Raw genomic sequence first — 14,028 nt, forward strand, 5'->3', positions numbered from 1 at the left:
ATGTCGGGCGGTAAAAGCACGTCAAAGACCAAGAAAAAACGATCTAGAACATGACGCATGAGTGTGACGCTGCCGCCGACAGCGCGCATGTGAACCGGGGGTCGGCGGCACACGGGGGCTAATCCGCGTATGCAGAGAATTCAGGTCATCGTGGCGGGCTTGCGCCTACTGTTGGCGCTCGCGTTTGTCTCGCCAGTGATCGCGATGGGGGATGCCACCTGGGGGTCGGGTGCGGCATTCGCTCAGGGCGTCATCAAAAACATCGAGGTCGTCGGCAGCCGGCGTGTCGAGCCGGAGACCGTGCGCTCGTACCTGCAGTTCAACGTGGGCGACAGCTATAGCGCCGCAAAGGTCGACGCGTCGATCAAGGCGCTGTTCGCGACGGGCCTTTTCGCTGACGTCTCGATTCAGCCCAAGGGCTCGACGATCGTCGTGTCTGTCAAAGAAAACCCGATCATCAACCAGGTTGCCTTCGAAGGTAACAGCGAGGTCGATACGGCGACGCTCTCGGGCGAGGTGCAGCTTAAGGCACGCTCGGTCTTTACGCGCGCCAAGGCTCAGGCCGACGTGCAGCGCATCCTCGACGTCTATCGCCGCCAGGGCCTCTTTGCTGCGAGCGTTGAGCCGAAGCTCATTCAGCTCGAAGAGAGCCGCGTGAACCTGGTGTTCGAGATCACCGAAGGCTCGGCGACGAAAGTCAAAGGCATCAACTTCGTCGGCAATCACGCGTTCAGCGACAGCCAGCTGCGCGACGTCATTTCGACGACGCAGGTGGGTTGGTTCGACTTCTTGAAGGGAACGTCGATCTATGATCCGGACCGAATGAACCTCGACCGCGAGCTGATCCGGCAATATTACCTCAAGAACGGATATGCCGACGCCTCCGTCACCGCCGCGAACGCTGAAATCGATCCCGACGGGACGGGCTTCATCATCACGTTCGCTGTGGATGAAGGACCTCTCTACAATTTCGGTGCCATCAACATAGAGAGTTCGCTTCCTGGCGTGAAGCCGGACGACTATCGCAGCCAGCTTCTGACGCAAGCGGGCGAGGTCTACGACGCCTCCGAGATCGACAAGACGAGTGAAAAGCTGACGCTTGCCGTGGCCGACGCCGGGTACGCCTTCGCCCGCGTTCGTCCGCGCGCGACGCCGGACGTTGCAAATCATACGATCTCGATCTCGTATGTCGTCGACGAAGGTCCACGAATCTACATCGAGCGCATCAACGTTATCGGCAATACGCGCACCAAGGATTTCGTAATCCGCCGCGAATTCCGTCTGGCCGAAGGCGATGCGTTCAACTCGCTGATGGTCGATCGCGCCAAAAAGCGCCTGAAGGCGCTTGGCATCTTCAAGGATGTCGATATCAAGCGGCGTCCGGGCTCGGCGCCGGACCGTGTCGTTCTCGACGTCATGGTCCAGGAACAGTCGACGGGCGAGCTTTCGTTCGGTGCGGGCTACTCGACGAACGAGGGTGTGATCGGTGACGTGTCGATCACGGAACGCAACCTGTTCGGCAACGGGCAGTATCTGCGATTGGGTCTCGCTGGTTCCTTCCAGCGTATGCAGGTTGACCTGTCGTTCACGGAACCGCGGTTCCTCGACCGCAACCTGTCTGCTGGTTTCGATCTCTTCTACAAGCAGCTCGACTACCAGCAGGAGTCCGGCTTCGATCAGCGCAAGGCCGGCGGTCAGGTGCGTCTCGGCTTCCCGATTGCCGAGAACCTGTGGATGCAGACGAGCTACGGCATTTCGCGCGACGAGATCTTCAATGTTGACGATCAAGCTTCCGTGGCAATCAAAGAAGCTTGCGGCGCAAAAGTTTATACCAGTGGCTCTGATCCTGAGTGTCAAAACAAAGGATACTGGACGTCGCTTGTCGGAACGTCAATTACCTACGACAAGCGCAACAACGCCCAGAACCCAACCAGCGGCTACTTCCTGCAAGCGGGTACCGATTTTGCGGGCCTTGGCGGTGACGCTCAATACTGGCGAGTCAACGCCGAAGCACGCGGCTACTACCCGATCACCGACAAAATCACGTTTGTTGGTCGCGCCATCGGCGGTACGATCCAGGGTTGGGGCGGTCAGGACGTCCGCTTGCTCGACGCGTTCTTCAAGGGCGGCGAGACGGTGCGCGGCTTCGATCGCGCGGGTTACGGTCCGCGTGACATCACAGCGGGTGGTCGTAACGACGCTCTAGGTGGCCAGACGTACTGGGCGACGACTGCGGAAATTCGCTTCCCGCTTCCCTACGTGCCTGAGGATCTAGGCCTAAGCGGCGCGATCTTCGCGGATGCCGGCTCGCTGTTCGGTGCCACGGGCGGAGCAGAAGCGGTGCTTGCCGGGTGTACTACTCCGGATGGCAAGCCTTGTCTTGCGGATAGCAACTCAATCCGCTCGTCAGTGGGCGCCAGCTTGATGTGGAACTCGCCGGTCGGCCCGATTCGCATGGACTTCGCAAAAGTCCTGACGAAAGAGAAATACGACGAGACGCAGTTCTTCCGCTTCGGCGCATCGAGCCGGTTCTAGGCGGCTTCCGGGCGGCGGCAAATCGCCCGGTTTCGCGGCGCTGGGCCTAGCTCAGGCGTCATGCGATTGATTTGCACACGCCGGGGGCTTGCCAACGCCCCCGGCGTCGTTCATTCAACCGCCCTAATCACCCAACACAGAGCCGAAGCATTGGCGGGCCGGAGGCGGCGAGATGGAGCATCCCGGGTTTTTCGAGCGGGCCGGGCCCTATACTCTATTCGAGGTCGCTCAAGCTGCAGGTGCCGAATTACCGGCTGGTGCCGATCCGGCCATGCAGATCGAGGATGTGCGGCCGCTGGCGGAGGCCACCCGCGCCCATATTACCTTTATCGATAACAAGAAATATCTGGCGCAGCTCGATGTGACCGAGGCCGGTGCGTGCCTCGTCGCGCCACCGCTTGCAGGCCGCGTTCCAGCCGGGACAGTCGCGCTCGTGACGCGGCAGCCCTACCACGGCTTCGCGCGGGCCCTGGCGCTATTCTACCCGTCGGCGGTGCATCCGATAGTGTCGACGCCCGGAGCCGCGCCAGTCGATCCGACCGCCCACCTAGAGGACGGCGTGCTGGTCGAGCCGGGGGCCGTGATCGGCCGGGAGGCTCGGATCGGCTCGGGGACACGGATCGCTGCAGGGGCCGTTGTCGGGGCGCGCGTCACGATCGGCCGGAACTGCTACGTTGGGCCTTTGGCGACGGTTACCCATGCCCTCGTCGGCGACCGCGTCATTATCCATTCGGGCGTCCGGATCGGTCAGGACGGGTTCGGATTTGCTATGGGTCCGGGGGGCCATCTCAAGGTGCCTCAGATCGGCCGCGTCATCATCCAGGACGACGTTGAGATTGGCGCCAATACAACAATAGATCGCGGTGCGCTGAAGGACACCATGATCGGCGAAGGCACGAAAATTGATAATCTTTGCCAGATCGGGCACAACGTCATCCTCGGCCGGCACTGTGTAATCGTGGCGATGTGCGGTATCTCGGGTTCGACCGAACTCGGCGATTACGTTGTCATGGGCGGCCAATCCGGCACCGTCGGACACATCAAAATCGGAACCGGCGCGCAGGTTGGCGGCGCGTCGCATCCGGCACACGACGTTCCGGCCGGCGCGAGATATTTCGGCACCCCGGCAAAACCGCTGCGCGAGTCGGCGCGCGAGCAGGCGCTGCTCAAGCGTCTCGCCGCGCGGGACAAAGGCAACGCCGAGGACGGCTCAAAAGGCTCGAGCGGAAGCTGAGCGACAAGAAAAGCCGCTGGGACGCGGCCCCGCGGGACGATTGGAGTTGATGGTTATGGACGACAAGGCCAAGGCAGGCAAAGCGCTCGGAACCGCGGATATCGCGACCGTCATGAAGCTCCTGCCGCATCGTTATCCGTTTCTGCTTGTCGATCGCATCTACGACATGGACCGGGACGAGAGCTGCGTCGGCGTCAAGAACGTCACGATCAACGAGCCGTTCTTCCAGGGACATTTCCCGCAGTTTCCGGTGATGCCGGGCGTGCTCATCATCGAAGGTCTGGCGCAGACGGCGGGCGCGCTCTGCGTCTCGAATGTCGGCGAAAATTATCGCGCCGAGCTCGTCTATTTCATGGGCATCGACAATGCCAAGTTCCGCAAGCCCGTGTTGCCAGGCGATCAGCTCCACTACCACGTCAAGAAAATCCGTAACCGTGGGCGCGTCTGGCGCTTTCGTGGCGAGGCGAAGGTGAACGGGCAGGTCGTGGCGGAAGCGGAAATCAGCGCCATGCTCGCCGATAGCGCCGATGCTCGCGCATTTGCGAGCAAAAATGGCTGAGGCGAACGTCCACCCGACCGCCATCGTCGAGGATGGCGCGCGGCTTGGCCCTGGCGTGAGGGTCGGCCCCTTTTGCATCGTCGGGCCGAATGCGAGCCTCGGTGAGGGCGTCGAGCTGATCAGCCATGTGGTCGTGGCGGGTACGACGGACATCGGTGCGCGGACGCGGATTTTCCCGTTCGCCTCGATCGGGCATCAGCCTCAGGATCTCAAATACAAGGGCGAACCGTGCTCGCTGACGATCGGCGCCGACTGCCTGATCCGCGAAGGCGTGACGATGAATCCCGGCACCGAAGGCGGTGGCTCGGTGACGACGGTTGGCGATAACTGCGCCTTCCTGGCGAACAGCCACGTCGGCCACGACTGCCGCGTCGGCAACGGCGTCATCTTCTCGAACAACGTCATGTTGGCGGGCCATTGCACAGTCGGCGATTATGCGATCATCGGCGGCGGCGCAGCCGTCATCCAGTTCGCGCGCGTCGGGCACCACAGCTTCGTCGGCGGTATGTCGGGTCTCGAGAACGATCTCATTCCTTACGGCATGGCGCTTGGCAATCGTGCCTACCTTTCAGGGCTCAATATCGTTGGTTTGCAGCGTCGCGGTTTTTCGCGCGCCGACATTCACGACTTGCGCCGCGCCTACCGATTGCTCTTTGCTGCAGAAGGTACGCTCATCGAGCGCATGGAGGATGTTGCCGAGGAGTTCGCCGGCCATGCATCCGTTCAGGAAATTCTGGCCTTCATCCGCGAGGGCGGCAAACGTTCGCTGTGCACGCCGAAGAACGGCGCGGAAGGCTGAGGTCCGGCCATGACGGGGCCGGCGGATCGCATCGGGATTATCGCGGGCTCCGGGTCGCTGCCGCGCGAGGTCGCGGAAAATATCGTCAGCCGCGGCGGTAGCGTTCACGTTGTCATGGTCAGCGGCGCAGCTGATGCGTCGCTCGCGATGTTTCCTCATACGGTGGTGAATTGGGCGCAGCCCGGCCGCGCGACGGCGGCGCTGAAGACTGCGGGCGTTCGCGACGTCGTCCTGCTCGGCGGGTTTCAGAGGCCAGATTTTCGCACCGCGCGGCCTGATTTGGCGTTCTTCCAGGCTCTTCCCTCGGTGCTGCGCTTTTTGAAGGCGGGTGGCGACGACGCCGTGCTGCGCGGGCTCGTCGCTCTGTTCGAGCGACGCGGTCTCAATATCGTCGGCGTTCGCGATGTGGCGAACGATCTGACCGTTGCCGAAGGCGTGCTGGCCGGGCCTGCATTGTCGGTGCAAAACGCGGCCGACGCTGAAAAGGGCTTTGCTCTGATCGCGGCGCTCGGACGGTATGATATCGGACAGGCAGCGGTGGTCGCCAACGGCCGTGTCGAAGCCATCGAAGGCGCGGAAGGGACAGACCGCATGCTGAGGCGCGTTGCCGAGGTTCGCCGCGCGACTGGCGCGGCTGGGAGCGGCGGCGTCCTCGTCAAACGGCCGAAGCCAGGGCAGGATCTGCGCGTCGATTTACCCGCTATCGGTCCGAACACGATCGAGAACGTCGCTGCTGCCGGACTGTCGGGCGTCGCGGTGATGGCGGAGCATGTGCTGGCCGCCGAGCGGGACCGGATGATGGCGATTGCGGAGGCGCGCGGCGTGTCCGTCGTCGGAATGTCCCAAGGTCAGAAACATAGCGCTCCGTCCGGAGAAGCGGTCGGTGGAGCGTTCGGCTGGCTCGGTTCGGTCCCGATCGATGCGCGCGGGGTGGCCGACATCCGGCGCGGGGCGGGAATTCTGGCTGTCGTGTCCGCGTTCGACACGAGCACAGCGGTTGTCCTTGATCGCGGGCGCGTCATGGCCGCCGGCACGGCGGAACGGCCCGTCGAAGTCGTCGAACGCGCGGCTGGCCTTCGTAAAGGCGATGGGCGCCGAGGCGTTGTCGTAATTGATCCGTCACAGAGGCTCGACGAAGCGCTGCTACGCACGTCCGACAGGTACAAGTTTGCTGGCGTGGCCATGGTTGGCGATCCGATGAACACCGCGATCAGCAGTGCAGTCGTTCAACTGGCGGACAGCCTTGGGATGTTCATTGCCGAGGTGGGCAATCCTTCGCATGATGGAGCGCGCGGTCGTGCCTGACAACGCAATGCGTAATCCGAACGCGCTCAAAATCTTTCTCGTGGCCGGTGAGCATTCGGGCGATGCGCTGGGCGGCAAGCTGATCGCCGCGCTCGGACAACGTCACGAAGGCAAGATCGCGTTCGCAGGCGTTGGCGGCGAGGACATGGCGCAGGAAGGCTTTACCTCGCTGTTTCCGATCGAAGATGTCGCCGTGATGGGGCCGATGTCGATCCTGCCGCGGCTGCCGCGTATCCTGCGGCGTGTCTATCAGACCGTCGACGCCGCGCTGGCATTCGTGCCCGATGCGGTCGTCATCATCGACAGCCCCGAGTTCACGCATCCGATCGCCAAGCGGATCCGCAAGCGCGCGCCGGGCATTCCGATCATCGACTACGTGAGCCCGAGCGTGTGGGCATGGCGTCCGGGGCGCGCCAAGCGCATGCGCCGTTACATCGATCACGTTCTGGCGTTGTTGCCCTTCGAGCTCGAGGCGCACGCGCGGCTCGGTGGCCCGTCCTGCACATATGTCGGGCATCCGCTGATCGAGAAGCTTGACGATATCGAGGGCGCCGACGGCGCAGCACTTTCACGACGGCTCGGCCTCGCTTCGGAAAAGCCTGTGCTCCTCGTGCTGCCCGGCAGCCGGACGTCCGAGGTCGCGCGATTGATCGACGTATTCGGCGAAGCCGTAGGGCGCGTCTCGGCGAAATATCCAATCGAAGTCGTCATTCCGGCAGTCCGGCATGTGCGCGACCTCATTGTGGCGAAGACCGCGACCTGGGCTCCGAAACCCCACATCGTCGACGCCGGAACGGCCGACAAATACGCGGCGATGCGGCTTGCGCGTGCGGCGCTGGCGGCCTCGGGCACCGTCACATTGGAACTGGCGCTGGCGCAGACGCCGAGCGTCGTCGCCTACAAGGTCGACAAGCTGATCGCCAATCTCCGATTTCTGCTCAAGGTGCCGAGCGTCGTGCTCGCCAATCTCGTGCTGGGCAAGAACGTCTATCCGGAATATCTGCAGGAGGCGTGCACGGCTGAGGCGCTGGCCGCCGCCATTCTACCGTTACTCGACGATACGCCGGAAAGACGAGCGCAGCTTGCGGCCCTTGCCGGGACGCCCGAGAAGCTTCGTCTTGCTTCATCGAGTCCCAGCATGGCCGCAGCAGATACGGTGCTTTCGGTGATCTCCGCTCAGGCGGGGGCGGGAAAATCGCGGCGCGGCGGACCGATGTAGAGCTGGCGTGGACGCCCGATGCGCTGCTCCGGGTCCTCGATCATCTCTTTCCACTGCGCGATCCAGCCGACGGTGCGGGCGACCGCAAAGAGAACCGTGAACAGCTCGACCGGGAAGCCCATCGCCCGAAGCGTGATGCCCGAATAGAAATCGATATTCGGGTAAAGCTTCTTCTCGATGAAATATTCGTCCTGCAGCGCGATGCGTTCGAGCTCGAGCGCGATCTTCAGAAGTGGGTCATCACCGTGGCCGAGCGCATCGAGCACCTCGTGGCAGGTCTTCTGCATCACCTTGGCGCGCGGATCGTAGTTCTTATAAACGCGATGGCCGAAGCCCATCAGTCGGAAGCCGGAATTCTTATCCTTGGCCTTTTTGACGAACTCCGGAATGCGATCGACGGAGCCTATCTCTCTCAGCATGTTGAGCGCGGCTTCGTTGGCGCCGCCGTGGGCCGGTCCCCAGAGACATGCGATGCCGGACGCAATACATGCGAATGGATTGGCGCCGGACGATCCTGCGAGACGCACCGTCGAGGTCGAAGCGTTCTGCTCGTGATCGGCGTGCAGGATGAAAATGCGGTCGAGCGCGCGCGAGATGATCGGGTTGACGACATACGGCTCGCACGGCACCGCGAAGCACATCTGCAGAAAGTTCGACGTATAGTCGAGATCGTTCCGCGGATAGATGAAGGGCTGCCCCATCGCGTATTTGTAGGTCATCGCCGCGATCGTCGGCATCTTGGCGATCATGCGATGGCTGGCGACTTCGCGCTGCTCGGGATCGGAGATGTCGGTCGAGTCGTGGTAGAATGACGAGAGAGCACCGACGGTGCCGACCATGACGGCCATAGGGTGCGCGTCGCGGCGGTAGCCCGTGAAAAAGCGCGTCATCTGCTCGTGCACCATCGTGTGGTTCGTGATGGTGCGGCGGAAGTTGATGAATTCCGCGTTGGTCGGCAGTTCGCCGTAGAGCAGCAGATAGCAGACGGCGAGGAAATTCGTGTTTTCTGCAAGCTGGTCGATGGGGTAGCCGCGATAGAGCAGCTCGCCCTTATCGCCATCGATATAGGTGATCGCGCTCTTGCAGTTTGCCGTCGACGTGAAGCCGGGATCGTACGTGAAGCAACCCGTCTGCTTGAACAGATTGCCGACGTCGACAACGTCCGGCCCGATCGATCCGGCGCGAACGGCAAGCTCAACCTGCTTGTTGTCGATCGTCAGAGTCGCATTCGGCTTGCGCGGGCCTTCGCCACCCTTCGCCGCGTTGCTTTCCTGAATGTTCATGGTCTGCCACCTCGCCCGGGGATCAACGCCACTGCCCGAAAAATCTTTCCCGTTTTCTTCGTCTGCAGCGGTTCGCAGCTCAACGACGTTCGGGCCCTCAAAATCCTATGCCGCAAAGCGATCGCACGGTGAGGGGTTTAGCGGTCTTTTTGCGGTGCGGCAACCGGCGTCGTTAACCAGCAGCATTGTGCATTAGTCATATGGCTGCCGCGTCTGAAATCCGTGCAAGCGCCTCTTCACGGCCAAGGAGTTCCAGGACATCGAAGACGGGCGGCGAAACGGCGCGTCCCGTCAGTGCCGCGCGCAGGGGTTGCGCTATGCTGCCAAGCTTCGCGCCTGTTGCCTCAGCATGTGATTTGATGCGGGCTTCCAATATCGGCGCGGTCCAGTCGCTGTCGCCGATGGCGGACAGAATTTTATGCACCGCTGCGTTCGAAGTGCGGCCTTCGGCATTCAGCAGCTTGGCGGCCTTGTCCTCGAGCTGGACCGGGCGCTCGGCAACCATGAACAGTGCGCCTCCGACAAGCTCGGTAAGCGTTTTCGAGCGCTCTTTCAGTGCAGGAATAGCGCGAAGGAATGTATCCCATCCTTTCGCTGCGAATCGGCTTGCGAGGTCGGCTCCCGTCGATGCGACCGGAATCTGGCGCAGGACTTCGCGCGCTAACGCAATGTCGGAACGTGGCGGCGCCTTCGGATCGGTCGCCGCATCGTTCAACGATTTGAAATCGAGATGCGGCAGCATTTCGCGGACTTGGCGAGCCAGCTCATCGTCGGATGAAGCGCGAATGTAGTGTCCGTTGAGGTCGTCGAGCTTCCTGAAGTCGAGTCGCGCGGGGGCCTTGTTGATCCCGTCGATGTCGAACCAGCGGATAAGATCTTCGGTCGACATGATTTCATCGTCGCCGTGGCTCCAGCCGAGGCGCACGAGATAGTTGCGCAGCGCTTCCGGCAAATATCCCATCGCGCGGAATTCCTCGACGCCTTGCGCGCCGTGACGCTTCGAGAGCTTGGCGCCGTCGGCCCCGTGGATCAGCGGTACGTGCGCGAATTCCGGAACGGCCCAGCCCATGTTTTGATAAATTTGCGTTTGGCGCGCCGCGTTGGTCAGGTGATCGGCGCCGCGCACGACGTGGGTGATGCCCATATCATGGTCGTCGACGACAACGGCGAGATTGTACGTCGGATTTCCGTCCGAGCGCAGGATGATGAGATCATCGAGATCCTTGTTCGGAAATACGACATGGCCCTGGACGTGATCTTCGACAATGGTCTCGCCATCGCGGGGAGCCTTGAGACGCACCACGGGCTTCACATCCTTCGGCGCATCTTTGGGATCGCGATCGCGCCACGGAGAGAGAAAGATCAGAGGCCGCCCTTCGGCCTTCGCCTTCTCTCGTGCGGCTTCGATCTCCGCAGGTGACGCGTAGCAGTGATAGGCGGCGCCGCGTTTCAGCAACTCGGCGGCGACTTCGCGATGACGTTCGGCGCGTGCGAACTGAGAGACCGCTTCTCCGTCCCATGCGAGGCCCAGCCATGCCAGGCCGTCGAGAATGGCGGCGACGGCCTGCTCGTTGTTACGCTCGCGGTCGGTATCCTCGATGCGTAGGAGGAATTTCCCATTCCGCCCCCTTGCATAAAGCCAATTGAACAGCGCTGTGCGCGCACCGCCGATATGCAAATAGCCTGTCGGGGAGGGCGCAAATCGAACGACGGGCGCATTGGATGTCGCGGTCTCAGCCATTGGACCTTTTCGCTTATCTGCCATTGAGGGAATGCGGCTCCGCTCGTAGCATGTGGACCTCGACAAGTTAAGGGGGCGGGGAACCTCTCCTTCCAATCGCATTCGGTCATGGCATGTCCGTCAACGCGGGCGACCTCGATGCTGCGCTGATTGCCGCGCCCCAACACCGGGCGCGGAGCCTTGCGCTCGCGTTCGAATCTGAGCGGGAGCAATTCTTTCTCTGGTCGCCCGTCTGCTTCGGGGCCGGCATTGCGGCTTATTTCGCGCTGCCTGTCGAGCCGCAGCTCGTTATGGCGTTCGTTCCCTTTGCCCTTGCACTCATTTTTCGCATGGCTTCGATGCGGGGCTCGCTGCCGTCGGCCGTGCTCGCAGGTTTCGTGCTTGCCGGAGTGGGGTTCGCCGACGCGAAGCTGCGCGTCGAAACGGTGCGGGCGCCGGTGCTGACGAAGACGCTGCGTAATGCCGAGATCTCCGGAACCGTGACGCTCGTCGAAGTCAAATATCCGCGCGGCCAGCGGCTGACCATCGCATCTCCGACGATTGCCGGGCTCGCGCCTGAATTGACACCAGTCGTCGTGCGGGTTCGAACGATGTCGTCGCATTCTGCCGCGCAACCCGGTGATCGCGTGCGACTGAAAGCGACGCTGTCGCCGCCCGCAAAGCCCGCGTTGCCGGGAGGCTTCGATTATGCGCGGACCGCCTGGTTCGACCAGGTCGGGGCAGTCGGCTACGCTTTTGCGCCGCCATCCATCGACGAGCGCGTCGATAGCGGGACGCTGACGGTGCGTTACCGGCGCAGCATCGAAACGTTCCGCCAGATGATCGCATCGCGCGTTCGCGCGGCGCTGCCCGGCGAAACGGGAGAGATTGCATTGGCGTTGATTACCGGCGAGCGCGGAGGCATCAGCGGCGCGACGAACAACGCGTTCAAAAACTCCGGTCTCTTTCACATCTTGTCGATTTCCGGCCTGCACATGGTCATCATGGCGGGCGCCGTGTTCTATTCGGCGCGGCTGCTCCTCGCTGCCGTTCCGTTTTTTGCGTTGAGGCTGCCGATCAAGAAGATCGCTGCGGCGATCGGGATCTTGGGCGCGCTCGGCTATCTCGCGATTTCAGGTGGGGCCTTTGCGACGGTCCGTTCGGCGCTGATGATTCTCATTATCTTCGGCGCGGTTCTGATCGACCGCCCGGCTCTGGCACTCAGAAACGTCGCGCTTGCCGCGTTTCTTATCCTGGCACTCTATCCCGAAAGTCTGCTCGACGCGGGGTTTCAGATGTCGTTCGCGGCGGTGACGGCGCTCATCGCGTCACACGAACTGCTTGTCAGTTTTCTTGGAACCAACTCGCGGCCGCACCCTCTCGCACGCGTCGTAAAGTTCTTCGGTGAGATCATTGCGTCGACACTGATCGCCAGCGCCGCCGTCGCGCCGTTTGCCGCCTACAACTTCCATCAGAGCCAGCAATACGCTGTGCTGGCGAATATGATCGCCATTCCGATCTGCAATGTCATCGTGATGCCTGCGGCGCTCGGGGCCATGATTCTGATGCCGTTTGGACTCGAGTGGGTCGCGCTGAAGCCGATGGGCTGGGGCATCGAGGGGATGGCGTGGTGCGCGAACACGGTCGGTGCGCTTCCAGGAGCGGTCGGGCACCTGCAGGAAATTCCGACGATCGCTTTTGCGCTGATGCTCGTTGGAGGTCTGTGGCTGATGCTCTGGCAAACGCGCATTCGGCTCCCGGGCGCGAGTCTTGTCCTTCTTGGTCTCGTCGCAACGCCCTGGATGCCGCGGCCGGACGTGCTCATCGCGCAGAAGGGGACGCTCGTCGCGGTGCGCGATGCTTCGGGCAAGCTTTCTTCGCTCCCGGCGCATGGGTCAAAATACGATCTCGAGCGCTGGCTCGAGTATGACGGTGATGGGCGGACGGCGCGCGATGCGCAGGCAGGCGGGGCATTCAATTGCGATGCAGTCGGGTGTATCGCGCACGTCAAGGGCGCGACTGTTGCTGTTGCGCGCCATCCGGCAGCTGTGGCGGACGACTGCCTCAATGCCGATATTCTGATCCTCGACGATCCCAAGCCGTCGGACTGTGCGGTTCCGACGACCGTGATCGATGTCTTCGACCGATGGCGCAATGGCGCTTATGCACTTTATCTCGGTCGGGATGAGAGCAGCCCGGAGCCGCGCGTCCGGCTCGAGACGGTCGCGGCGCATCGCGGCGAGAGACCGTGGAGCCTTCTTCCGCAGCGGAAGAGGCCGAACGCCTCGGGAGATGGAGCTTCGGGTGCAAGCGGCCTGCCGAAACCGCGTATCCTCGGAGCGCCGGAGGCGTCAGCTGTCAAGGCTAGCGGCGATCAGGCGCAAAGTGCCGGGGGTCCTGCCGATAAGGCGAAGGCGTCCGAGCCGCGCGTTTCGTTCGATGACGACCCAGGTGAAATCGCCGATACGGACGAGGGACACGAGTCTCAGTAACGGCGCAGCAATCCCACGAGGCGTCCCTGGATGTCGATCTGGTCGGGGCCAAAGATGCGTGTCTTGAATTCGGGATTGGCGGCTTCGAGCGCGATCGTCGAGCCCTTCTTGCGAAGCCGCTTCAACGTCGCTTCCTCACCTTCGACGAGAGCGACGATGATGTCGCCGTTCTCGGCCGTATTGCAGCGGCGCACGATGACCGTATCGCCGTCGTGGATGCCCGCCTCGATCATCGAATCGCCTTTGACTTCAAGGGCGAAGTGCTCGCCGCTCGTCAGGATGTCGGGTGGAACGGCAATGTCGTGCGTATGGTTCTGAATGGCGCTGATCGGCGTGCCCGCGGCGATGCGGCCCATGACAGGGATGGACACGGTGCGCGCATCAATGACGTGTGAGGGTGGTGGTGCCACATTCGGCTTTGGGCCGGTTCCCGCGATGACACTCGGCTGAAAACCGCGCTGCGGTGCGATTGGCGCAACGGCCGACCCGCCGACGCCCTGGTTTTCCGGTAGCTTGATGACTTCAATGGCGCGAGCGCGATGCGGCAGGCGGCGAATGAAGCCCCGCTCCACGAGCGCCGTGATCAGCCGGTGAATGCCGGATTTCGAGCGGAGATCGAGGGCATCCTTCATTTCGTCGAAGGATGGCGGCACGCCGCGCTCCTGCATGCGGCCATGGATGAAGAGCAGCAGGTCTTTCTGTTTTTCCGTAAGCATTGCGTTTTGTCTCGAACCCCTTCGGCGATCGTTCGGCGGGATGCACGCGCGGCGCAGACGCTGCCATTTGGCGTGGCTTTTACGGCCGGATGCCAAGTACAAATCGTGTATGTACGCTACACGTTCTCGTCTCGTTCCGCAAGGGGTACCTAGCCTGGCTCCAACG

Annotated in this window: 10 protein-coding genes; 7 read left to right on the top strand and 3 right to left on the bottom strand. The window is 62.4% G+C overall.

The annotated features are described in order from the left end of the window. The first annotated feature begins 129 nt into the window (after positions 1–129). The 6 genes from bamA (at position 130) to lpxB (ending at position 7,651) form a co-directional block, all read left to right on the top strand. The gene (gene bamA / locus HYPDE_RS06040) at positions 130–2,535 is read left to right on the top strand and encodes an outer membrane protein assembly factor BamA (RefSeq protein WP_015597517.1); all 2,406 of its coding nucleotides are present in this window, start codon (positions 130–132) and stop codon (positions 2,533–2,535) included. A gap of 172 nt (positions 2,536–2,707) precedes the next feature. Next, entirely contained in the window at positions 2,708–3,769 is a 1,062-nt protein-coding gene (lpxD, locus tag HYPDE_RS06045) for a UDP-3-O-(3-hydroxymyristoyl)glucosamine N-acyltransferase (protein ID WP_015597518.1), read from the top strand. Positions 3,770–3,824: 55 nt separating this feature from the next. Further along, positions 3,825–4,328, top strand: coding sequence for a 3-hydroxyacyl-ACP dehydratase FabZ (gene fabZ, locus HYPDE_RS06050; protein ID WP_015597519.1), 504 nt, complete (start codon positions 3,825–3,827; stop codon positions 4,326–4,328). Continuing rightward, positions 4,321–5,127 (top strand): acyl-ACP--UDP-N-acetylglucosamine O-acyltransferase, encoded by an 807-nt coding sequence (lpxA, locus tag HYPDE_RS06055; protein WP_015597520.1) that lies wholly within the window; start codon positions 4,321–4,323, stop codon positions 5,125–5,127. Before fabZ ends, lpxA begins: the two co-directional genes overlap by 8 nt. A 9-nt stretch (positions 5,128–5,136) precedes the next feature. Beyond that, positions 5,137–6,432: an LpxI family protein gene (locus HYPDE_RS06060; protein ID WP_015597521.1), complete on the top strand. Its 1,296-nt coding sequence runs from the start codon at positions 5,137–5,139 to the stop codon at positions 6,430–6,432. Further along, a complete protein-coding gene (gene lpxB / locus HYPDE_RS06065) occupies positions 6,410–7,651 on the top strand; it encodes a lipid-A-disaccharide synthase (RefSeq protein WP_015597522.1) in 1,242 nt (413 codons plus the stop codon). Before HYPDE_RS06060 ends, lpxB begins: the two co-directional genes overlap by 23 nt. Here the strand turns inward: lpxB and gltA are convergent. Both gltA and gltX read right to left on the bottom strand, forming a co-directional pair. Beyond that, complete coding sequence (gltA, locus tag HYPDE_RS06070; RefSeq protein ID WP_015597523.1) at positions 7,609–8,934, bottom strand: citrate synthase; 1,326 nt, start codon at positions 8,932–8,934, stop codon at positions 7,609–7,611. The genes lpxB and gltA overlap by 43 nt on opposite strands. A gap of 196 nt (positions 8,935–9,130) precedes the next feature. Further along, the gene (gene gltX / locus HYPDE_RS06075; RefSeq protein ID WP_041320066.1) at positions 9,131–10,675 is read right to left on the bottom strand and encodes a glutamate--tRNA ligase; all 1,545 of its coding nucleotides are present in this window, start codon (positions 10,673–10,675) and stop codon (positions 9,131–9,133) included. Between the two features lie 113 nt (positions 10,676–10,788). On the opposite strand from gltX, the gene HYPDE_RS06080 reads away from it, so the two are divergent. Continuing rightward, the gene (locus HYPDE_RS06080) at positions 10,789–13,146 is read left to right on the top strand and encodes a ComEC/Rec2 family competence protein (protein WP_015597526.1); all 2,358 of its coding nucleotides are present in this window, start codon (positions 10,789–10,791) and stop codon (positions 13,144–13,146) included. Here the strand turns inward: HYPDE_RS06080 and lexA are convergent. Beyond that, positions 13,140–13,862 carry a transcriptional repressor LexA gene (gene lexA / locus HYPDE_RS06085; RefSeq protein WP_015597527.1) on the bottom strand — a complete coding sequence of 241 codons (723 nt, stop codon included), beginning with the start codon at positions 13,860–13,862 and terminating at the stop codon, positions 13,140–13,142. The two genes, HYPDE_RS06080 and lexA, sit on opposite strands and share 7 nt — an antisense overlap. Positions 13,863–14,028 lie beyond the last annotated feature (166 nt).

Origin of the sequence: Hyphomicrobium denitrificans 1NES1, assembly GCF_000230975.2 — a bacterium.
GTDB classification, from domain to species: domain Bacteria; phylum Pseudomonadota; class Alphaproteobacteria; order Rhizobiales; family Hyphomicrobiaceae; genus Hyphomicrobium_B; species Hyphomicrobium_B denitrificans_A.

Excerpts from the sequence above, each read along its gene's own strand:
- HYPDE_RS06080 (WP_015597526.1), top strand. The coding sequence starts at position 10,789 with ATGTCCGTCAACGCGGGCGACCTCGATGCTGCGCTGATTGCCGCGCCC.
- gltA (WP_015597523.1), bottom strand. The coding sequence starts at position 8,934 with ATGAACATTCAGGAAAGCAACGCGGCGAAGGGTGGCGAAGGCCCGCGC.
- gltX (WP_041320066.1), bottom strand. The coding sequence starts at position 10,675 with ATGGCTGAGACCGCGACATCCAATGCGCCCGTCGTTCGATTTGCGCCC.
- lpxA (WP_015597520.1), top strand. The coding sequence starts at position 4,321 with ATGGCTGAGGCGAACGTCCACCCGACCGCCATCGTCGAGGATGGCGCG.
- lpxB (WP_015597522.1), top strand. The coding sequence starts at position 6,410 with ATGGAGCGCGCGGTCGTGCCTGACAACGCAATGCGTAATCCGAACGCG.
- bamA (WP_015597517.1), top strand. The coding sequence starts at position 130 with ATGCAGAGAATTCAGGTCATCGTGGCGGGCTTGCGCCTACTGTTGGCG.
- HYPDE_RS06060 (WP_015597521.1), top strand. The coding sequence starts at position 5,137 with ATGACGGGGCCGGCGGATCGCATCGGGATTATCGCGGGCTCCGGGTCG.
- fabZ (WP_015597519.1), top strand. The coding sequence starts at position 3,825 with ATGGACGACAAGGCCAAGGCAGGCAAAGCGCTCGGAACCGCGGATATC.
- lpxD (WP_015597518.1), top strand. The coding sequence starts at position 2,708 with ATGGAGCATCCCGGGTTTTTCGAGCGGGCCGGGCCCTATACTCTATTC.
- lexA (WP_015597527.1), bottom strand. The coding sequence starts at position 13,862 with ATGCTTACGGAAAAACAGAAAGACCTGCTGCTCTTCATCCATGGCCGC.